The sequence below is a fragment of the Streptomyces sp. NTH33 genome (assembly GCF_003236365.1).
Taxonomy (GTDB): domain Bacteria; phylum Actinomycetota; class Actinomycetes; order Streptomycetales; family Streptomycetaceae; genus Streptomyces.
Genome location: NZ_POTZ01000083.1, coordinates 1 through 20272, shown reverse-complemented (window position 1 = coordinate 20272; position 20272 = coordinate 1). Strand labels below are relative to the sequence as shown.

The following is a 20272-nucleotide window of genomic DNA, read 5'->3' as shown; positions in this document are numbered from 1 at the left end:
GACCGTCAGGGCCTTGCGCCGCCCGGTACGGGGCTTGCGGCGGCGGCCCTTGGCACGGCGGTGTTCGACCTGGCGCAGGAGGTCGCGGCGAGCGGCGAGGCCCAGGTGGCGTCCTTCGGCTACAGCGACGAGGACGCGTTCGCGGTCGGCCTCACCTGCGGGGGCGAGATCTCCGTACTGGTCAGGCCAGTGAGCCCCGAGACCGACCCGGCCTTCGGCGCGGTCGCCGCGTCCGTCGCCGCCGGTGAGCCGGTGACCGTGGCGACCGTGGTCGACGGTCCGGCCCCGCGCGGGGCGACGCTCGCGGTGTGGCCGGAGAAGGTGGCGGGCACGCTGGGCGCGTCCGGCCTGGACGTGGCGGTGACCGCGGACGCCCGCGGCGAACTCGCCCTGGGCGCCACGGGGCTGCGGCACTACGGCCCGCACGGTGAACGCCGCGAGGACGCCGTCACAGTGTTCCTGCACTCCTTCGCCCCGCCGCCGCGGATGCTGGTGTTCGGCGCGATCGACTACGCCGCCGCGGTGGCCCGTATCGGCGCCTTCCTCGGCTACCGGGTCACGGTGTGCGACGCCCGCCCGGTGTTCGCCACGCCGAAGCGGTTCCCCGCGGGCGTGGAGGTGGTCGTGGACTGGCCGCACCGCTATCTGCGGGGCACGGACACCGACGAGCGCACGGTGATCTGCGTCCTCACCCACGACCAGAAGTTCGACGTGCCGCTGCTGGAGGAGGCGCTGCGCCGGCCGGCCGCCTACATCGGGGCGATGGGCAGCCGCCGTACCCACCACGACCGGATGAAGCGACTGGTGGAGGCCGGTCTGTCGGAGGCCGAGCTGTCCCGGCTGCGCTCACCGGTGGGCCTGGACCTGGGCGCCCGGACCCCCGAGGAGGTGGCCGTGTCCGTCGCGGCCGAGATCGTCGCGCTGCGCTGGGGCGGTACGGGGGCGCCCCTGACCGCGACCGCCGGAGCCATCCACGCGACCGGCTCCGCCTGACGTGCGAGGAGGAAACCATGGAGCTGCACCACGAGTTCACCGTGCCCGTCCCGGTCGACGACGCCTGGCGGGTGCTCCTCGACATCGAGCGCGTGGCACCGTGCCTGCCGGGGGCCACCGTGGAGGACTACGACGGCAAGACCGTGACCGGGTCGGTCAAGGTCAAGCTGGGTCCGATCACGGTGACGTACAAGGGGACGGCGGTCTTCGAGGAGCAGGACGAGACGGCCCACCGCATGGTGCTCGCCGCGAGCGGCCGGGAGACGCGTGGGCAGGGCACGGCGCGGGCCACGGTCACGGGCACCCTGGAGGAACGGGACGGCGCCACGGCGGTGTCGGTGCGGACCGATCTGACGGTGACCGGCCGCCCGGCGCAGTTCGGGCGCGGAGTGCTGGGTGAGGTGGGCGACCGGCTGGTGGGGCAGTTCGCCGAGTGCCTGTCCGAGCGGCTCGCCGGGACACCGCCGGCCGTACCTGCCGAGGGCGCCGTGACGGGCGCCCCCGAGGAGGTTCGCGAGGAGCCAGCGGTACGGCACGCGGAACCCGAACCGCTCGATCTGCTGCGCACCGCCGGCGCACCGGTGGCCAAGCGTGCCGCCGTGGCCGCGGGCGCGGCCGTCGTCGTCGCGCTGCTGGTCGTGGGCGTACGCCGGCTCCGGCGCCCCTGACGGGCCGGTCTTCTGTTACCGACGGTGCCGGTGGGTCGGGATCGACCCTCGTTGCCCCTGTGACCTGCGATTTTCATTTTTTCGCGGGTTTTTTGGATTCGTCGGTGTGGGCCCGTGGAGCACGGGTACGTGCGCCTTCAACGGATGAGGCATGCATGGCCTCTGCAGCACATGTGCGGCACATCCCCGCTGGAAGGAGGTCCGTGACAGCGCACACTCGCAGCGCCCGGGCCGCTTTCACGCACGGAGCGGCCCGGATCTCTCCGAGAAGTCGGAAACGAGAAAGGGAAGAGTGACCCCGGGGCGGCCCCCCTGACGGGGCCGCCCTCTTGTGCGTCACCTCGGCAGCCGGTGCAGTTCCACGCCGGTGAGACGGCCGTCGGTGACGGTGGCCGTCATGTAGGTGCAGTGGGGCTGGCGGCGGCGGTCGGTCGGGGAGCCCGGGTTGAGCAGGCGCAGGCCGGTGGGCGCGGTGGTGTCCCAGGGGATGTGGCTGTGCCCGAAGACCAGCACGTCGAGGTCGGGGAAGCGGGCGGCGCAGCGGGCCTCGCGGCCCCGGGCGGGACCGGTCTCGTGGACGGCGCCGAAGCGCAGCCCGCCGAGGTCGGCCCGGGCCACTTCGGGCAGGCGGGCACGCAGTTCGGGGCCGTCGTTGTTGCCGTACACGCCGATCAGGCGGCGGCTGCGGCTCTGCAGCAGGTCCAGGGTGGCGGTGTCGACCCAGTCCCCCGCGTGGAAGACGACGTCGGCGCGCGGGAGTTCGGCGAGCAGAGGTGCGGGCAGTTGCCTGGCGCGCCTGGGCAGGTGGGTGTCGCTCATCAGCAGCAGGCGCACACGGTCAGTCCTCGCCGCGCACGATGTTCCACTCGGGACCCGTGCGGTCCTGGTGCGGGGTGGTGCGGTCCTCGACCGCCGGGAGGCAGGTGCGCATGCTCTTCCGCCGCAGCCGGCGGGCCTCCGCCCAGCCCGTCTCGGGGTGCTGGGCAGCGGGTTTCTCACGGGTGTGCGCGGTCACGACGCCTCATCTTCCTTCTGCGTCCGTCTCCTGTGGGCGGCGCCTGCCGGGTCCCCCGGAAGCGGCCGGGACAAACCCGCCCGGTCCGCCCGGCCCGGGTCACCGGCCGCCGGAGCCCCCGCTGCCGAACGAGCCGCTGGAGCCCTCGTCCCAGCGCGGGCGGCTCTGGTCCCCGCCGCGCCTGGTGCCGGGGGAGCCGAGCTCGTGCGGGGTCAGGCGCCGGCCGGTCTCCTCGGCCCGGGGCATCTCGGCCGGCTCGCGCCGCTGATGGGTCTCGTGGACCGGCCCGGACTCGGGCAGCGTCGGGTGCTCGCCGCCCCGGGGGGTCCGTCCGCTGTGCTCGCTGTGCATGACCCTGACGCCGAGCCGGATGGCCCACACCAGGGCGGCGGCGATCAGCAGACCGCCGACGACGATGGCGACGATTCCGAAGGCCGAGGTCCCGGCGGCCGCTTCGTACCAGGTGGTGTTCATGGGGCGCGAGTACCCTGCCCCGGCCGGCGGATACCCGCCGGACCGGTCAGGGCGTGGCGCGGGCCCGGCCGCGGGGCCGGGCGGTAGCGTCGCCGCCGATGACGGACATGCCGGAAACCTCCCCAGCATCCACACAGAGCGACACCGCCGGGCACCGCCCCTCCCCCACGGTCTCGCTCGGCCGGAAGCTGCTGGAATGGGCCTCGACGACCGATCACAAGGTGATCGGCAAGCTCTACATCGTCACGGCGTTCTGCTTCTTCCTGCTGGGCGGCCTGCTGGCGATGGGGATGCGCGCCGAGCTGGCGAGCCCGGGTCTGCAGTTCATGAACAACCAGACCTACAACGAGCTCTTCACGATCCACGGCACGATCATGATGCTGCTCTTCGCCACCCCCATGTTCTCGGGCTTCACCAACGCGGTGATGCCGCTGCAGATCGGCGCCCCCGACCTGGCCTTCCCCCGGCTGAACGCCCTGTCGTACTGGATGTACCTCTTCGGCGGGCTGATCGTCGTCTCGTCGCTCTTCCTGCCCGGCGGCCCGGCGGCGTTCGGCTGGTTCGCCTACGCGCCGCTGAACAGCGCCTTTCACTCGCCCGGCGCGGGCGGCGACCTGTGGGTGATGGGGCTGGTGGTGACGGGTGTGTCGACGACGCTCAGCGCGGTCAACTTCATCGCCACGATCACGACCCTGCGGGCGCCGGGGATGACGATGTTCCGGATGCCGATCTTCACCTGGAACGTGCTGTTCACCTCGATCCTGGTACTGCCCGCCTTCCCGGTGCTGACCGCCGCGCTGCTCGCCCTGGAGGCGGACCGGAAGTTCGGGGCGCACATCTACGACTCGGCGAGCGGCGGGGCGCTGCTGTGGCAGCACCTGTTCTGGTTCTTCGGCCATCCGGAGGTCTACATCGTCGCGCTGCCGTTCTTCGGCATCGTCAGTGAGGTCATCCCGGTCTTCTCCCGCAAGCCGCAGTTCGGGTACCTGCCGATGATCGGGGCGACCATCGCGATCACCATGCTGTCCGCGGTGGTGTGGGCGCACCACATGTTCGCCACCGGCGCGGTGCTGCTGCCGTTCTTCTCGATCATGTCGTATCTGATCGCGGTGCCCACGGGGCTCAAGTTCTTCGCGTGGATCGGGACGATGCGGGGCGGGGCGCTGTCGTTCGAGACGCCGATGCTGTGGGCGTTCGGTTTCCTGATGACGTTCCTGCTGGGCGGGTTGAGCGGGGTGATCATCGCCGCGCCGCCGCTGGACTTCCATGTGACCGACTCGTACTTCATCGTGGCGCATCTGCACTACGTGCTGTTCGGCACCGTGGTGTTCGCGATGTTCGCCGGCTTCTACTTCTGGTGGCCCAAGATCACCGGCAGGATGCTGGACGAACGGCTCGGCAAGATCCACTTCTGGCTGCTGTTCCCCGGCTTCCAGCTGACCTTCCTGGTGCAGCACTGGCTCGGCGCGGAGGGGATGCCCCGCCGGTACGCCGACTACCTGCCCACCGACGGCTTCACCCTCCTGAACACCCTGTCCTCGGCGGGAGCCTTCCTGATCGGCGCGTCCACCCTCCCCTTCCTCTACAACGTCTGGCGCACGGCACGCCACGGAGAAAAGGTCACCGTGAACGATCCCTGGGGATACGGGCGGGCCCTGGAGTGGGCGACCTCCTGCCCGCCGCCGCGGCACAACTTCCACGCGCTGCCCCGGATCCGCTCGGAGTCCCCGGCGTTCGACCTGCACCATCCGGAGGTCGTGCGGCAGGGGGAACTGGAGGGGCGGCGATGAAGGTCGAGGCCCTGCTCTTCGGCGGCGTCGCGCTGTTCTTCGGGAGCAGCGCGGCCCTGTACGGGCTCTGGTCGGGCGAACCGGCCGGAACGGCGGCGCTGGTCGTCGCCTGCGGGATGGGGGCGCTGGTCTCCTTCTTCTGCCTCATCCAGTACCGGCGCAAGGGCGTGCGCCCGCAGGACCACACCGAGGCGGAGGTGGCCGACACGGCCGGGCCGCTGGACTTCTTCCCGCCGGAGAGCACCTGGCCGGTCATCACCGCGCTGGGCTTCGCCGTCGGCGCGGTGGGCGTGGTCTACGGGCTGTGGCTGTTCCTCATCGGTCTCGGTGTGCTGGCTCGGGGGGTTGCGGGGATGGCGTTCCAGTACGTGCACCGGGGCGAGTGACCTCCGCACGGAGCGGGGCTCCGGGACGGCCCGGTTCGACGGGACGGTGGCCGCTCTCGTAGCCGCCGGCGACGGTCTGCCGCACCTCGCCGGTCTCCTCGCCCTCGGTCAGGATCATCCGCTCCTTGCGCAGCAGGGCGTGGCACAGCCCCCGGGTGACCAGGAAGGCGACGACGGGCCCCAGCACGAGCGCGATGCGCAGCACCCAGGTCAACGCGTTCAGCGAGATCTGGAAGACGTCGGCGATGATGTCGTTGCCGCCCGCCAGCATCAGCACGCCGTAGAAGACGATTCCGGCGACGCCGAGGCCGGTGCGCACGGGACGTTCGCGCGGCCGGTCGCACAGGTGGTGCTCGTGGCGCCACTCCCCGGTCAGCCACTGCTCGGCGAACGGGTACGCGTACAGGACGGCGAACAGCAGCGCCGGCAGGACGACCGCCGGCAGCAGGACGTTCCACATGAGGGTGTGACCGGCGACGTTCGTCTCCCACGACGGCATCAGCCGCAGCGAGCCCTCCAGGAAGCCGACGTACCAGTCGGGCTGGGAGCCCGTGGAGACCTGGTACGGCGTGTAGGGGCCGTACGTCCACACGGGGTTGATCTGGGCGATGCCGGCGAGCAGGAAGAGCACGCCGAAGACGGTGAACTGCAGGCCCACCGATGTGGCGGTGAACTCGGGGAAGAGCGGCTTGCCGAGCACGTTGCGGTTGTCCCGGCCCGGGCCGCGCCACTGGGTGTGCTTGAGGTAGAAGACCAGGATCAGGTGCACGGTGACCAGCGCGACCAGGGCGGCCGGCAGCAGCAGGATGTGCAGGCTGTACAGGCGGCTGATGATGTCGTGGCCCGGCCACTGGCCGCCGAAGGCGAAGAAGCTGGCGTAGGTGCCGACCACCGGCAGGGACATCATGATCGTCTGCGCGATGCGCAGTCCGGTGCCCGAGAGCAGGTCGTCGGGCAGCGAGTAGCCGGCGAAGCCCTCGGCCAGGGCGAGTGCGAACAGCGTCACCCCGATGACCCAGTTGATCTCCCTGGGCCTGCGGAAGGCGCCGGTGAAGAAGATCCGCAGCAGGTGCAGGCCGATGGCGGCGACGAAGACGAGCGCCGCCCAGTGGTGGGCCTGCCGCAGCAGCAGCCCGCCGCGCACCTCGAAGCTGATGCGCAGGGTGGAGTCGAACGCCTCCGACATCCGCACCCCGCGCAGCGGCGCGTAGGGCCCGGTGTAGACGACCTCCTGCATCCCCGGGTGGAAGAACAGGGTCAGCCACACCCCGGTCAGGATCAGCAGGACCAGGCTGTACAGGGCGATCTCGCCGAGCAGGAACGACCAGTGCTCGGGGAACGCCTTGCGCATCAGCCGCCCGGCGTCGGACAGCGGCAGCCGGGCGTCGAGGAAGCCCGTGAACCGCTCACCGGCACCCGGGCCGCGTGCCGTGCGCGACCGCCGTGCCGGGCTCACGGCTCGTCCGGTCCGCCGTCGCCGCCCTGGTCCGCTTCCCCGGCCGTGCGTGCCGCCCGCTCCACCTCGGCCTCGACCTCGGCGCGCGGCCTGCCCTCGTCGCTCGCGTACTCGCTCAGGGCGGCCTGCAGATCACGGGCCAGGTCGCGCCAGGCGCGCCAGGCCGTCTCGTACGTCTCGCTCTGCGGTCCGGTCCATCGCTCCTGTGCGGGCGGCCCATAGTTCTCGCGCAGCCGTTCGACTCGGGCGTGCGCCTCGCCGGCCGCCCGCTGCTTGGCCACGAGCTCTTCGAAGGTGTGTGACACAGCCCAGGACCCTAAGCACCAGTGGTGCGCACGACGGCCGCGACCTGCCGTGGCCGGGGCGCGGCGCACCCGTGTGGCGGCCTGTCGCGGGCGGGTTCACGGCCCGAGCACGATCTCGCTCCACACCTGCTTGCCGCCGCCGGCCGGCAGGCTGTCCCAGGCCGCCGAGACGGCCTCGACGAGGAGGACGCCGCGGCCGCCGGTGGCCTCCCAGACGATGCCGGCCGGCTTGACGGGGGTGCGGGGCGAGCCGTCGGCGACGTCGACGCGCAGCCTGCGGTCGACCAGGGTGAGGTCCAGGCGGACCTGGCCCCGGTGTGCACGAGGGCGTTGGTGACCAGTTCGGAGACGACGAGGAGAGCGGCGTCGGCGTCCTCGGTCACGTCCCAGGAGCGCAGGGTGCGCCGGGTGAAGCGGCGGGCGTGACGGACCGCCTCGGGCACCCGCCACACCGTCCAGCCCTCCCTGAGCGGGCGCACGGCCATGCCGTCGTAGCGCATGAGGAGCAGGGCGATGTCGTCGTTGCGGCGGGCGTCGCCGAGCAGGGCGTCGGCGACCAGGCCGAGGTGGGCGGGGTCGGCGCCGGGCAGTCTCGGCAGGCGGCGGGGCAGCAGGGCGCGCTGGAGCATGCCGACGAGCTCGTGCTCGGCGTCGAATCTTCGCACGGCTCGCCGTGCGCGCGGGGCCGTCAAGGGGGAGTCTTGGTCCCGGGGGACCCGTCGCGCGGCCGGGCGAGGAGGTGGTCGGCGTGTCCGACGGGCACGCGCCCCGCCAGGGGCCGGCGGCCGCCGGCCGGGCGGCCGACCGCCCGGTGCTGTCCCGGGCGCTGGCCGCCCTGCTGGAGGAGGTCCACGCGCACTCCGGTGCGGTGTATCTGCTGGCGCCCGACCAGCCGGTGCTGGAGATGGCCGTGATGGCGGGCATGCCCCGGGCGTTCGCCGCCCCCTGGGAGCGGGTCGGGCTGAGCGCGCCGATCCCGGTCGCCCACGCGGTGCGCGACCGGCGGCTGGTCTGGGTCGGCGGCGAGGAGGAGATGGCCCGCCGCTATCCGCGGGTCGCCGTGGTGCTGCCGTATCCCTTCGCGCTGGCCGCGCTGCCCCTGGTGACGCGGAACGCCACGTACGGAGCCGTCTTCGTGACCTGGCCCGCGTCGCACCCGCCCAAGCTGTCCGACCACGAACGGGACCGGCTGACCGCGGCCTGCGGCCGGCTCGCGCTGCGGCTGGAACGGGCCGCGGCGGAGAGCCGTCCGGTGCTCTCCGAGCCCGGTCTCCTCGCCCCGGCCCCCGCCGGCGAGGCGGCCGGCACCCTCGGCTCGGCCGAGGCGGCCCGCATGGTGGCGCGGCTGCCGTACGGGCTGGTCTCGCTCGATCTGCACGGCCGGATCTGCTACGCCAACCCCGCCGCCGCCGACCTGATCGGTCTGCCCGCGGGCGAACTGCTCGGCACCCCGCTGTGGGCGTCGGTGCCGTGGCTGAACGACCCGGTGTACGAGGACCGCTACCGGGCCGCGCTGATCAGTCAGCACGTCACCTCCTTCGTGGCGCTGCGCCCGCCCGGCGACTGGCTGTCGTTCCGGATGTATCCGAACACCACCGGGCTGAGCGTGCGGATCAGCCGGGCCCGGGCGGTGACGGAGCTGGGCCGCGGCCTGCCGGAGCCCGGCGCGGGGCGGGCCGGCCTGGTCACCATCTCGCACGTGCTGAGCCTGGCCGGGGCGCTGACCGAGGCGGTCAGCGTGCAGGACGTGGTGCGGCTGGTCGCGGACGAGATCGTCCCGGCGGTGGGCAGCCAGGCCCTGATGGTCCTCGGCTCGCAGTCCGGGCGGCTGCACGTGCTCGGCCACCGCGGGTACCGGGACCCGCGCGCCGTTGAGGGGTTCGACCGGATCCCGCTGACCGCGCCGACGCCGGGCGCACACGTGCTGACCACCGGGGTGCCCGCCTTCTTCGACTCCCGGGAGCAGCTGGAGCGGCTGTACCCGAACCGGCCCTCGGCGCCCGACGGCTTCGCCGCCTGGGCGTATCTGCCGCTCATCGCCTCCGGGCGCCCGGTGGGCACCTGTGTGCTCTCCTATGCCGAGCCGCACCACTTCCCCGCGGACGAGCGGGCGGTCCTCATCAGCCTGGGCGGGCTGATGGCGCAGGCCCTGGAGCGGGCCCGGCTCTACGACGCCAAGCACCGGCTGGCGCAAGGACTGCAGCAGGCGCTGCTGCCGCACTCGATGCCACGGCTGGCCGGCTTCGACGCCGCCGCCCGCTACCTGCCGGCCACTCAGCACTTGGAGGTCGGCGGCGACTTCTACGACCTGATGGCCACCCCGCCGACGGCGGCCGCCGTGATCGGGGACGTGCAGGGGCACAACGTGACCGCGGCCGGGCTGATGGGGCAACTGCGCACCGCGGTGCGGGCGTACACCACGGTGGGCCAGGAGCCGGAGGAGGTCATGCGCAGCACCAACCGGCTGCTGATGGACCTCGGGGTCGAACTGTTCGCCAGCTGCCTGTACCTGCGGCTCGATCCGGCGAGCCGCTCGGCCGTGATGTCCCGGGCCGGTCATCCGCCGCCGCTGCTGAGGCGGCCGGACGGGCGGGTGCGGGTGCTCGATCTGGCCGGGGGCCCGCTGCTGGGCATCGACGCGGCGGCGACGTATCCGGCGACGCGGGTGGGCCTCGCCCCCGGCTCGGTGCTCGTCCTCTACACCGACGGGCTGGTGGAATCGCCCGGGGTGGACATCGAGGACGCCGTCGCGGAGCTGGGGCGCCGGCTCGGCGAGGCCGGGGACGTGCCGCTGGGCGAGCTGGCCGACCGCCTGGTGCGGCACAGCGTGGCGGCGCGGGAGCGGATCGACGACGTGGCGGTGCTGCTGCTGCGGGCGCGGGGGGACGGGTGACGGTCCGGCCCTCCCGTTGGAGGGCCGGACCGTGAGCGGCTCAGGGGGAAGCCGCGCTCGGAGGGTGCCGCTCAGTGGTTCCGGCCGCGCCCGTAGCCCTGCGCCGCACCGGAGTTGTGGCCGCCGGCCTGCTGATCGCCACCGGCCTGCTGGTCGCCCGCGCCGTCGCCCGCCTGGTCGCCGGGCGTGGCCGTGCCCGTGCCGGACTGGTCGCCGCCCGCCTGGTCGCCGGGGGCGGCCGTGCCGGTCTGGTCGCCGCCGGCCTGCTGATCGCCCGCACCGTCGCCGGCCGCGTCGCCGCCGCCGCCGTCGAGCGTGGCGCCGGTCGCCTCGAGGGCCGTGGTGACCGGCTGGAAGAAGGTCTCGCCGCCCTGGGTGCAGTCGCCGCTGCCGCCCGAGGTGAGGCCGATCGCGCCGCCGTCCTGGGTGAACAGGGAACCGCCGCTGTCGCCGGGCTCGGCGCAGACGTCGGTCTGTATGAGTCCGTTGACGGTGTCGACGCCGGCCGGGTTGGTCTCGCTCTGGAAGTTGACGGTGGCGTTGAGGCCGGTCACCTGGCCGTTGCGCAGCCCGGTGGTGCTGCCCATCCGGAAGACGGTCGCGCCGACGGTGGCTTCCGCGGCCTGGGCTATCCGGACGGTCTGCCCGTTGCCGACGTCGACGTCGCTCGGCGCCCGGGTGTTCGGGTCGTCGTACTTGACGAGGGCGAAGTCGCTGCCGGGGAAGGTGGCCTGGTCGACCGTGGCGATCGGCCCGCCGTTCTGGGAGTCGGACCACTGCTCGGCCGCGACGGCGCAGTGACCGGCGGTCAGGAAGGCGGGGCTGCCGTCGGAGGCCGTGACGTTGAAGCCGAGGGAGCAGCGGACGGTGCCGCCCTGCGCCTGGGAGAAGATGGCGTCGCCGCCGGAGGCGAACGTCTTGAAGGTGCCGGCGGACTTCTTCAGGGTGGCCATGCCCGGGCCGAGGCTCTCGACGGTGGACTGCAGTCTGTCCCACTGGGCGCCGGTGACCGTGCTGTCGGCGGTGACCACGACCTTGTTCGTGCGCGGGTCGACGGCCCAGGACGTGCCGGGAATGGTGGCCCTGGCCTTCAGGCTCCGCTCCGCGGACTTCAGTTCGGCGGTGCTGTTGCCGACCTGGCGGACGACCACGCCCGCCTTCTTCGCCTGGGCGATCACATCGTTGCCGCCGCGCACCACATTGATGACGAGTCGCTGCTTGTCGCCGTCGTAGTACGAGCCGGCGAAGGCGTCACCGAGCGCATGGGCGAGCTGGGCGGACAGGTTCGAGGCGTCCTTGGCCTTCAGGGTCCTGGGGGTGGCGTCGTCCGTCGCGCCGTCCTGGGAGGCGTTGGCGTTCGGGAGCAGTAGCGCCGCCGCGCCGAGCGCCACCACGCCGCCTGCCGCGATCGCGGCCCTGCGCTTCGGAATTCGCTTGTGACTCAAACTTCTCGACCTCCTGGGGGCGGGGTCTGTGCCGCCGTCCGGCGGCGGTTGGGGGACGCCTGGATGGCTGTTGGTACGCACGGGACGGGCGATGCGTTCAATCCCGTTCGCCAACTCCTCCTCCGCCCCACGGAATCGGCCGGCTCCCACGCGCAGGTCACACACCGGCACCCTCCGCGCCCGAACGGCTACGACCGGTTGCGGCCATGAAGCGGAATCACGGCTTCAGCGAATCTGCACAGCCCGTGCCCAACGAAGTCACCGCGCATGGCGGATCTGCACAACCGCGCGCCTCCCGGCACGTGTTCGGCGACGAGTGCCGGATTCACCGGCGCGCAGGCAAGGGAGCGGGTGCGCCGATGCGGTGCGGGGTGTGAAGAAGTCGCCACCATGCCGTGCCCGCGCCTGCACGGATGACCACCCCGTAGCGACAAGTGCGCTGGTGAGGAGCCTGGTTGAGTGGAAGCGGCGGGCCGCTCCGTGCTTACATCCATCGCACCGCGGGCCCCGCCGGCGCTTGGGAAACAGACGTCCGGGTGCTCACGGTCGCGGCCGTCCTGTCCCCAGAGGGGCCGCTCCCCCCTTGTGAGATATCCATATGAAGGGAAGTTCCATCATGAACTCCACCCCCCAGGTCGAGACCATCGAGATCTCCGACGCCGAGCTCGACAACGTCTCCGGCGGTCTGGCCGTGAACGCCCTGGGCACCGTCACCGGCATGGTGGACGGCGTCGCCCCGGTGACCGGCGTGGTCGACACGGCCGTCGGCACCGTCGAGGGCGTGACCGGCCTGAGCACCGCCCCGGCCGTCAACCTGGTCGCCGGTCTCTGATCGCACCGCGTTGCCGCCGAGTCCCGGAGCCGGGTGCCGGTTCCGGGACTCCCGGTTGCCACAGGAATCCGTGACGTGCAGTTCCGACAACAGGCCCTCGCCAAGCTCCAGTCACCGGAGGAACTCGACCTCCCGGTGCGGCTCGCCCGTCCCCAGGGGTGGCTGGTGCTGTCCGTGGCGCTCCTCGCCATGGCGGCCGCCTCCGTATGGGCCGTGACGGGGTCGGTGGCCTCCACGGTCGACGCGCCCGCCATCCTCACGCACGCACAGGGCAGTTACGTCCTGCAGAGCCCGGTCGCCGGCCAGGTCACCGCGGTCCTCGCCGAGGAAGGCGAGCGGCTGCCCGCCGGCGCGCCCGTACTGAAGGTCCGTACCGGCCGGGGCGAGGAAGTCGTCCGTACGGTCGCCGCGGGCCGGGTCACCGCGCTCGCCGCCACCCTCGGCCAGATCGTCTCCACCGGCGCGGACGTCGCCGCCGTCGAGAAGGCCGCCCGCGCCTCCGATCCGCTGTACGCCACCGTGTACGTGCCCGCGGAGAGCGCCGCCGCCCTTCCCGACCGTGCCGCCGTCGACCTGACCGTCTCCTCGGTGCCGGCCCAGCGGTACGGCGTGCTGCGCGGCCATGTGAAGTCGGTGGACCGCACGGCCCAGTCGGCCCAGCAAATCGCCGCCCACCTCGGGGACGCCCAACTGGGCGAGCAGTTCACGAGGAAGGGCCGGCCCGTCGCCGTACTCGTCAGGCTCGACACCTCCCCCACGACGAAGAGCGGCTACCGCTGGTCCTCCGCGGACGGGCCGCCGTACCGGCTCGACTCCATGACCCCGGCCTCGGCATCGATCCGCCTGACCGGCCGGCGCCCCGTCGATTGGCTGCTGCCGTGACCACCGTGCGCACCCCCACCGTCCTTCAGATGGAGGCCGTGGAGTGCGGCGCCGCCTCGCTCGCCATGGTCCTCGGCCACTACGGCCGCCATGTCCCGCTGGAGGAGCTGCGCATCGCCTGCGGCGTCTCCCGGGACGGTTCACGGGCCAGCAACCTGCTCAAGGCGGCCCGCGGTTACGGCCTGACGGCCAAGGGCATGCAGATGGACACCGCCGCCCTCGCCGGGGTGAAGGCGCCCGCCATCCTCTTCTGGGAGTTCAACCACTACGTCGTCTACGACGGCATGGGCCGCCGCCTCGGCCGGCGCGGGGTGTTCGTCAACGACCCCGGCAAGGGCCGCCGTTTCGTGCCCATGGAGGAGTTCGACACCAGCTACACGGGGGTCGTGCTGGTGATGGAGCCCGGCAGGGGCTTCGTCAGGGGCGGCCGCAGGCCCGGAGTCCTCGGCGCCCTGCCGGCCCGGCTGCGCGGCACCGCGGGCACGATGCCGGCGGCGGTGCTGGCCAGTCTGCTGCTGGTCGCGGTCGGCGCGGCGCTGCCCGCGCTCAGCCGGACCTACATCGACACGTACCTGATCGACGGCCAGACCTCGCTGCTGGGCGTGCTGTTCGCGTCGATGGGCGCGTGCGTGCTGCTCACCGTCGTGCTGACCTGGCTGCAGCAGGCCAACCTGCTGCACGGCCGGATCATCTCCTCCACGCTCGCCAGTGCCCGTTTCCTGCGGCATCTGCTGCGGCTGCCGGTCACGTTCTTCGCCCAGCGCAGCCCGGCCGACCTGGTGCAGCGGCTGCAGTCCAACGACCAGGTCGCCGAGACCCTCGCCCGCGACCTGGCGGCGGCGGGCGTGGACGCGGTCGTGGTCGTGCTGTACGCGGTGCTGCTCTACACCTACGACCCGCAGCTGACGTTCGTCGGCATCGGCGTGGCGCTGCTGAACATCGTGGCGATGCGGGTCGTCGTACGGCTGCGTGCCACGCGCACGGCGAAGCTGCGCGCGGACACCGCCCGGCTGACCAACACCGCCTACACCGGGCTGCAGTCGATCGAGACGATGAAGGCGACCGGCGGCGAGGACGGCTACTTCCGCACCTGGGCCGGGCAGCACGCCACCACCCTGGAGGAGCAGCAGCGGCTGGGGGTGCCGAGCGCGTGGCTGGGCGTGGTCGCGCCGGCGCTCGCCACGCTCAACAGCGCGCTGATCCTGTGGATCGGCGGAATGCGGGCGGTCGAGGGACACATCTCGGTCGGTCTGCTGGTCGCGTTCCAGGCCCTGGTGACCCGGTTCACCGCGCCGCTGACCCGCCTCAACGGCGTGGCGGGCCGCATCCAGGACTTCGCGGCGGACGTGGCCCGGCTGAAGGACGTGGAGAACTTCCAGGCCGACCCGCTCTACGCCCGCCCCGGCGGCGGCGACACCCGCCGGCTGCGCGGCCATGTCGAGCTGGAGAACGTCACCTTCGGCTACAGCCCGCTGGACAAGCCGCTGCTGACCGGCTTCGACCTGACCGTCGGGCCGGGCCGGCAGGTCGCGCTGGTCGGCGGCTCGGGCAGCGGCAAGTCGACGGTCTCCCGGCTGATCTCGGGCCTGTACACGCCCTGGGAGGGTGTCATCCGCATCGACGGGCAGCGCCTGGAGGACATCCCGCGCGGGGCGCTGGCGGCCTCCGTCTCCTTCGTCGACCAGGACGTGTTCCTCTTCGAGGGCACGGTCCGCGACAACGTGGCCCTGTGGGACCCGTCGATCCCGGACGACGCCGTGGTGGAGGCGCTGCGCGACGCCGCCCTGTACGAGGTCGTGACGCGCCGCCCGGGCGGCATGCACTCCAGGGTCGAGCAGGACGGCCGCAACTTCTCCGGCGGGCAGCGCCAGCGCCTGGAGATCGCCCGGGCGCTGGTGCGCCGGCCCAGCATTCTCGTGCTGGACGAGGTGACCAGCGCCCTGGACGCCGAGACCGAGCAGGTGGTGATGGACAACCTGCGGCGGCGCGGCTGCGCCTGCGTGGTGATCGCGCACCGGCTGTCCACCGTGCGCGACAGCGACGAGATCGTCGTGCTCCAGCACGGCACGGTCGTCGAACGCGGGCGGCACGAGGAGCTGGTGGCGCGCGGCGGGGCGTACGCGGCACTGGTCAGGGAGCGGTGAGATGACGGTTGCCGGCGAGGGCGACCTCGTCCTGGGCGCGCTCGGTTCCCTGGGCACGCCGATCGACTGCGCCGGGTTCAGCCGGCTGGACCTGGAAGGCCCGCAGGTGCTGTGGCTGGTCGCGGCCGGCGCGGTGGACCTGTTCGCGGTGGACGCGGCGCAGCAGGGCCACTGGCACCACCTGGGCCGGCTGGAGGCGGGCTCGCTGCTGCTCGGCCCGGTCGCGGGCCCGCAGCACACCCTGGTGGCGCGGCCGCTGCGGGACTGCGTGGTGCACCGCGTCAACCTGCGCGAGCTGTACCAGCCGCCGTCCACCCAGACCTGGTCCTACGACGAGTGGGGCAACCCCCAGTACGTGCCGCCGACGACCAGCCCGCTGGAGTACGCCCTGGCACTGGGCGTCGGCCGGAGCCTGTCCGTGCTGTTCCAGGCGCCGATGGCCGAGGAGCGGGCGGCGGCCCCCACCGACGACGACGTGTTCTGGATGCAGGTGCCGCCGGGCAGCGTGCAGTACGGGGCGCTGTACGGCGCCGAGGCCGCCGCCGACCTGCTGATGGACCCCGCCCTGTGGCAGAGCATGGTCGACCAGCAGTACCGGCTGCTGACCACGCTGGACCGGTGGATCGAGCAGCTGGAGCGCACCCACGAGACGCGGACGGCGGCCGGGATCAGGGCCGGTGAGGCGGTGCGCGCCCAGGCCGACCGGACGCTGCTGGCGTCCATCGGCCGGTCCTCGGCGCGGCGCACCACGGCCGCCGACGCGGACGCGACCCACGCGGCCTGCGAGCTGGTCGCCCGGGCCGCCGGGATCACGCTCGCCGCGGCACCGCAGGCCGGCACCGAGAGCGACCGCCTCGACCCGGTGGAGCGGGTCGCCCTGGCCTCCCGGGTGCGCACCAGGACCGTACGCCTCCAGGGCCGCTGGTGGCGGGAGAACGTCGGCCCGCTGGTGGGCCGCCGGGCGCTGTCGGGCGCGCCGGTCGCGCTGCTGTGGCGGCGCGGCGGCTACGTCGCCGTGCACCCGGCCACCGGGCGGGAGACCCCGGTCGAGAAGGCGAACGCGCAGGACTTCGAGGAGCGCGCGGTGATGTTCTACCGCCCGCTGCCCGACCGCCGGCTCGGCCCGCTCGGGCTGCTCCGCTTCACCCTGCGCGGCACCGGCGGCGACCTGCTGAACCTGCTGCTCGGCGGACTGGTGACGGTGGCCGTCGGGGCGCTGGTGCCGATCGCCACCGGCAAGGTGCTCGGACAGTACGTGCCGCAGGCCCAGCAGGGGCTGATCACGCAGGTGTGCCTGGCCGTGATGGTCAGCAGCGTGGTGGCGGCGGCCTTCATGCTCCTGCAGAACCTGACCCTCCTGCGGCTGGAGGGCCGTATCGAGGCGACCCTCCAGCCCGCCGTCTGGGACCGGCTGCTCAGGCTGCCGACGAGGTTCTTCACCGAACGCTCCACGGGCGAGCTGGCGAGCGCGGCCATGGGCGTGAGCGCGATCCGCCGGCTGCTGGCCGGGGTCGGTCCGGTGGTCGCCCAGTCGGTGACCGTGGGCGCGATGAACGTGGGGCTGCTGTTCTGGTACAGCGTCCCGATGGCGCTGGCGGCGATCGGCGTGCTCGTCGTGATCGCGGCCGTGTTCCTGGGGCTGGGGCTGTGGCAGGTGCGGTGGCAGCGGCGGCTGGTGGTGCTCACCAACAAGCTGAACAACCAGGCCTTCCAGACCCTGCGCGGACTGCCGAAGCTCAGGGTGGCGGCCGCGGAGAACTACGCGTACGCCGCCTGGGCGTCCCAGTTCGCGCGCAGCCGTGAGCTGCAGCAGAAGGCGGGCCGGATCAAGAACCTCACCACGGTGCTGGGCGCGGTGTACCTGCCGGTGTGCACGCTGCTGATGTTCATGCTGCTGGCGGGTCCCGCGCGCGGCTCGATGTCGGCGGCGGCGTTCCTGACCTTCAACACCTCGGTGACGATGCTGCTGACCTCGGTCACCCAGCTGACGGGCGCCTTCGTCTCGATGGTGGCCGCGCTGCCGCTGCTGGAGCAGATCAGGCCGGTGCTGGACGCCGCGCCGGAGGTGCGCACGGCCAGTACCCGGCCGGGACCGCTGTCCGGGGCCATCGAGGCGCGGCGGCTGTCGTTCCGCTACACCGACGACGGGCCGCTGGTGCTGGACGACGTGTCGTTCCAGGTGCGGCCGGGCGAGTTCGTGGCGATCGTCGGGCCCAGCGGCTGCGGCAAGTCGACGCTGCTGAGGCTGCTGATCGGCTTCGACCGGCCGCTGTCGGGGAGCGTGCTGTACGACGGGCAGGACCTGGCGGCCCTCGACCAGTCGGCGGTGCGCCGGCAGTGCGGGGTCGTGCTGCAGCACGCGCAGCCGTTCACCGGTTCGATCCTGGACGTCATCCGCGGCACCGAGCCGTGCACGCCCGAGGAGGCGATGGCGGCGGCCGAGATGGCGGGGCTCGCGGAGGACATCAGGCGGATGCCGATGGGGCTGCACACCATCGTCTCGGGCGGCGGTGCGGTCTCCGGCGGGCAGCGGCAGCGGCTGATGATCGCCCAGGCCCTGGTGCGGCGCCCGCGGATCCTCTTCTTCGACGAGGCGACCAGCGCGCTCGACAACGACACGCAGCGCACGGTGATCGAGAGCACCCGCAAGCTCAACGCCACGCGCGTGGTCATCGCGCACCGCCTGTCGACGGTGCTGGACGCCGACCGGGTCGTGGTGATGGAGGACGGCAGGATCATCCAGCAGGGGCCGCCCGCGGAGCTGCTCGCGGACACGGGCGGACGGCTGCACGAGCTGGTGCGGCGGCAGCTGGCCTGAGCGCCGGGCGGCCGGCCGGCCCTTCCCAGGATCCCGCCGTGGGGCACTTGAAAGCGCCGGGCTGGGTACCCACCCGCGCATGCGGTCGGCGACCGCGACGAACGAATGAACGAACGAGGAGAAGCGAGGAGAGGAGACGGCCATGGCCGAGAACCCCGCACGGCGCGAGAACACCGGCAACGAGGACCGGCCCCCCAGGACCGCGCTCGGCGAGGTCCTGCGCGAGTTCGAGAACGCCGAGACGGACGTCGACGACACCCGCGAGCGCCGCCACCGGGGAGAGGCAGGCGAGGCCATCACCACGAACGTCCGGGCCCAGGAGGAGTCGGAGGGCGACTGAACCGGGGCCGGCTCGCGCGCGTGGAGGATGCGCGGGTGCGGCGCGGCGTTCGCCGCGTGGCCGGCCGGGGCGGCGGGGCCGCCCGGAAGGGCGGGGTGGTCCGCCGAAGGCCTGGGTACCCGGGCCGTATGCACCACGATCACCGAGGACCCGAGCTGCCCCCCGCCCGGGGCCCGGTCTCCGCGGCCGTGACGGCGTATCTGCGGGACACCGGGCCGCTGCCCCGTGCCGAGGACGTCGGCGGGGCGACGGCGTACGGCGACGATCTCCAGCTCGCCCTGTACCTCTGCTACGAGCTGCACTACCGGGGTTTCGCCGGGGTCGCCGCGCGGCGTGAGTGGGACCCGGACCTGCTGCGGGTCCGGTCGGCGCTGGAGCACCGGTTCCTGTCCGCGCTGCGCGCCGACACGCCCGGGCACGACAGCCTCGACGACGCGCTCGCCGCCCTCCTCGTCGAACCGGTCCACGGCACGGGCGTCAGCCACTACCTGCGGGACGAGGGCGAGCTGTGGCAGCTGCGGGAGTACGCGGCCCAGCGCTCCCTGTACCACCTCAAGGAGGCCGACCCGCACGCCTGGGTGCTGCCGCGCCTGTGGGGCCGGGCGAAGGCGGCGATGGCGGCGGTGGAGTTCGACGAGTGGGGCGGCGGCCGCGCCGAACGCGTCCACGCCCGGCTGTTCGCCGACCTGATGGCCGACCTGGACCTGGACACGACGTACGGCCGCTATCTGGACGCGGCCTCGGCGGAGGTCCTGGCGACGGTGAACCTGATGTCCCTCCTCGGTCTGCACCGCGAGCTGCGCGGCGCCCTGGTGGGCCACTTCGCCGCGGTCGAGATCACCTCCTCCCCCGGCTCACGGCGGCTGGCCGAGGCGTTGCGCCGCACGGGCGCCGGGCCGGCCGCGCAGTTCTTCTACGACGAGCACGTGGAGGCGGACGCGGTGCACGAGCAGGTCGTGCGCCACGACGTGATCGGCGGGCTACTGGCGGAGGAACCGCACCTGGCGGCCGACGTGGCCTTCGGCATCGACGCGACCGGGTATCTGGAGGACCGTCTCGGCGCACGGCTGCTCGCCGACTGGCGTGCCGGACGGTCGTCGCTGCGCACTCCCCTCGCCACTCGCACGACCGGTGTTTCCTGAATGCCGGGGTACTCGCGAGCCGTGAACGCACTGGTGTTTTTGGGTGTCTACGCCCCGCAGGACGACACCGCGCTGCTGGCCGAAGCCCTGGCCGGGGAACCGTTCGAGCCGGGCGCGCGGATCCTCGACGTGGGCACCGGGAGCGGTGCGCTGGCACTGGTGGCCGCCCGGCGGGGCGCCGAGGTGACCGCGGTGGACGTGTCCCGGCGCGCGGTGTGGACCGCCCGGCTCAACGCCTGGCGGCACCGGCTGCCGGTCCGCATCCACCGGGGGAACCTCTTCGGTCCGGTACGCGGACGGTCGTTCGACGTCATCCTGGCCAACCCGCCGTACGTACCGGCCCCCGACACCCGGCGCGGGCCGCGCGGCAGGCGCCGTGCCTGGGACGCGGGGCGCGACGGGCGGCTGGTGCTGGACCGGATCTGCCGGGACGCGCCCCCGCTGCTGCGGCCCGGGGGCGTACTGCTGATCGTCCACTCCGCGCTGAGCGATCCCGGCAGCACCCTGGACCGGCTGCGCGCGGCCGGCCTCAAGGCCGCGGTGGTGCGCCGCCGCTGGATCGCCTTCGGCCCGGTCCTGCGCTCCAGGCGCGGCTGGCTGCGCGAGCGCGGTCTGCTGCCCGTGGACGACGCGGCCGACGAGAAGGAAGAGCTGGTGGTCATCCGTGCCGAACGTCCCCTCTGACGCCC

The 20272-nt window shown here is 73.1% G+C and carries 18 protein-coding genes and 1 pseudogene; 12 read left to right on the top strand and 7 right to left on the bottom strand.

The window, feature by feature from the left end:
- Positions 1–993, top strand: a 993-nt coding sequence (locus C1I97_RS11315; RefSeq protein WP_111003099.1) for an XdhC family protein, incomplete at its 5' end; no start/stop codon positions are given.
- Positions 994–1010: 17 nt separating this feature from the next.
- On the top strand, positions 1011–1661 hold the full coding sequence (locus C1I97_RS11310) for an SRPBCC family protein (RefSeq protein WP_111003095.1): 651 nt from the start codon (positions 1011–1013) through the stop codon (positions 1659–1661).
- A gap of 336 nt (positions 1662–1997) precedes the next feature.
- Here the strand turns inward: C1I97_RS11310 and C1I97_RS11305 are convergent, their stop codons facing one another.
- The 3 genes from C1I97_RS11305 to C1I97_RS11300 form a co-directional block, all read right to left on the bottom strand.
- A complete protein-coding gene (locus C1I97_RS11305) occupies positions 1998–2495 on the bottom strand; it encodes a metallophosphoesterase family protein (RefSeq protein WP_111003094.1) in 498 nt (165 codons plus the stop codon).
- 4 nt (positions 2496–2499) lie between these two features.
- Complete coding sequence (locus C1I97_RS39820) at positions 2500–2676, bottom strand: hypothetical protein (protein WP_181446677.1); 177 nt, start codon at positions 2674–2676, stop codon at positions 2500–2502.
- A gap of 99 nt (positions 2677–2775) precedes the next feature.
- Positions 2776–3150, bottom strand: coding sequence for a DUF6479 family protein (locus C1I97_RS11300; protein ID WP_111003093.1), 375 nt, complete (start codon positions 3148–3150; stop codon positions 2776–2778).
- Between the two features lie 107 nt (positions 3151–3257).
- On the opposite strand from C1I97_RS11300, the gene ctaD reads away from it, so the two are divergent.
- Together ctaD and ctaF are read left to right on the top strand one after the other, a co-directional pair.
- Positions 3258–4940 carry an aa3-type cytochrome oxidase subunit I gene (gene ctaD / locus C1I97_RS11295; RefSeq protein WP_258382521.1) on the top strand — a complete coding sequence of 561 codons (1683 nt, stop codon included), beginning with the start codon at positions 3258–3260 and terminating at the stop codon, positions 4938–4940.
- The gene (gene ctaF, locus C1I97_RS11290) at positions 4937–5326 is read left to right on the top strand and encodes an aa3-type cytochrome oxidase subunit IV (RefSeq protein ID WP_111003091.1); all 390 of its coding nucleotides are present in this window, start codon (positions 4937–4939) and stop codon (positions 5324–5326) included. The genes ctaD and ctaF overlap by 4 nt, the downstream gene beginning before the upstream one ends.
- Here ctaF and qcrB read toward each other — a convergent pair.
- The 3 genes and pseudogenes from qcrB to C1I97_RS11275 all read right to left on the bottom strand — a co-directional run.
- A complete protein-coding gene (gene qcrB, locus C1I97_RS11285; RefSeq protein WP_441349107.1) occupies positions 5256–6782 on the bottom strand; it encodes a cytochrome bc1 complex cytochrome b subunit in 1527 nt (508 codons plus the stop codon). The genes ctaF and qcrB overlap by 71 nt on opposite strands.
- Positions 6779–7087: a hypothetical protein gene (locus tag C1I97_RS11280; RefSeq protein ID WP_111003090.1), complete on the bottom strand. Its 309-nt coding sequence runs from the start codon at positions 7085–7087 to the stop codon at positions 6779–6781. Before C1I97_RS11280 ends, qcrB begins: the two co-directional genes overlap by 4 nt.
- 96 nt (positions 7088–7183) lie before the next feature.
- Positions 7184–7668 (bottom strand): annotated as a pseudogene (locus C1I97_RS11275) (ATP-binding protein); the annotation flags it as partial.
- Positions 7669–7826: 158 nt separating this feature from the next.
- On the opposite strand from C1I97_RS11275, the gene C1I97_RS11270 reads away from it, so the two are divergent.
- The gene (locus C1I97_RS11270) at positions 7827–9980 is read left to right on the top strand and encodes a SpoIIE family protein phosphatase (RefSeq protein WP_111003089.1); all 2154 of its coding nucleotides are present in this window, start codon (positions 7827–7829) and stop codon (positions 9978–9980) included.
- A gap of 71 nt (positions 9981–10051) precedes the next feature.
- On the opposite strand, the gene C1I97_RS11265 is transcribed toward C1I97_RS11270, so the two are convergent.
- A complete protein-coding gene (locus tag C1I97_RS11265) occupies positions 10052–11425 on the bottom strand; it encodes a S1 family peptidase (protein ID WP_181446676.1) in 1374 nt (457 codons plus the stop codon).
- 616 nt (positions 11426–12041) lie between these two features.
- On the opposite strand from C1I97_RS11265, the gene C1I97_RS11260 reads away from it, so the two are divergent.
- The 7 genes from C1I97_RS11260 (at position 12042) to C1I97_RS11230 (ending at position 20267) form a co-directional block, all read left to right on the top strand.
- Complete coding sequence (locus tag C1I97_RS11260) at positions 12042–12257, top strand: type A2 lantipeptide (protein WP_111003088.1); 216 nt, start codon at positions 12042–12044, stop codon at positions 12255–12257.
- A gap of 75 nt (positions 12258–12332) precedes the next feature.
- A complete protein-coding gene (locus C1I97_RS11255; RefSeq protein ID WP_111003087.1) occupies positions 12333–13139 on the top strand; it encodes an HlyD family efflux transporter periplasmic adaptor subunit in 807 nt (268 codons plus the stop codon).
- Positions 13136–15283, top strand: a complete 2148-nt coding sequence (locus tag C1I97_RS11250) for an NHLP family bacteriocin export ABC transporter peptidase/permease/ATPase subunit (RefSeq protein WP_258382520.1) — start codon at positions 13136–13138, stop codon at positions 15281–15283. Before C1I97_RS11255 ends, C1I97_RS11250 begins: the two co-directional genes overlap by 4 nt.
- 1 nt (position 15284) lies before the next feature.
- A complete protein-coding gene (locus C1I97_RS11245; protein ID WP_111003086.1) occupies positions 15285–18101 on the top strand; it encodes an NHLP bacteriocin export ABC transporter permease/ATPase subunit in 2817 nt (938 codons plus the stop codon).
- A gap of 142 nt (positions 18102–18243) precedes the next feature.
- Positions 18244–18441, top strand: coding sequence for a hypothetical protein (locus C1I97_RS11240; RefSeq protein ID WP_111003085.1), 198 nt, complete (start codon positions 18244–18246; stop codon positions 18439–18441).
- Between the two features lie 128 nt (positions 18442–18569).
- Positions 18570–19583 (top strand): iron-containing redox enzyme family protein, encoded by a 1014-nt coding sequence (locus tag C1I97_RS11235; protein ID WP_111003084.1) that lies wholly within the window; start codon positions 18570–18572, stop codon positions 19581–19583.
- Positions 19584–20267, top strand: a complete 684-nt coding sequence (locus tag C1I97_RS11230) for a HemK2/MTQ2 family protein methyltransferase (RefSeq protein WP_111003083.1) — start codon at positions 19584–19586, stop codon at positions 20265–20267.
- Positions 20268–20272 lie beyond the last annotated feature (5 nt).

What these genes read in the sequence shown, in the direction of transcription:
- ctaD (WP_258382521.1), top strand. Translation starts at nt 3,258, where the DNA reads ATGCCGGAAACCTCCCCAGCATCCACACAGAGCGACACCGCCGGGCAC.
- C1I97_RS11230 (WP_111003083.1), top strand. Translation starts at nt 19,584, where the DNA reads ATGCCGGGGTACTCGCGAGCCGTGAACGCACTGGTGTTTTTGGGTGTC.
- ctaF (WP_111003091.1), top strand. Translation starts at nt 4,937, where the DNA reads ATGAAGGTCGAGGCCCTGCTCTTCGGCGGCGTCGCGCTGTTCTTCGGG.
- C1I97_RS11300 (WP_111003093.1), bottom strand. Translation starts at nt 3,150, where the DNA reads ATGAACACCACCTGGTACGAAGCGGCCGCCGGGACCTCGGCCTTCGGA.
- C1I97_RS11240 (WP_111003085.1), top strand. Translation starts at nt 18,244, where the DNA reads ATGGCCGAGAACCCCGCACGGCGCGAGAACACCGGCAACGAGGACCGG.
- C1I97_RS11235 (WP_111003084.1), top strand. Translation starts at nt 18,570, where the DNA reads ATGCACCACGATCACCGAGGACCCGAGCTGCCCCCCGCCCGGGGCCCG.
- C1I97_RS11260 (WP_111003088.1), top strand. Translation starts at nt 12,042, where the DNA reads ATGAACTCCACCCCCCAGGTCGAGACCATCGAGATCTCCGACGCCGAG.
- C1I97_RS11245 (WP_111003086.1), top strand. Translation starts at nt 15,285, where the DNA reads ATGACGGTTGCCGGCGAGGGCGACCTCGTCCTGGGCGCGCTCGGTTCC.
- C1I97_RS11310 (WP_111003095.1), top strand. Translation starts at nt 1,011, where the DNA reads ATGGAGCTGCACCACGAGTTCACCGTGCCCGTCCCGGTCGACGACGCC.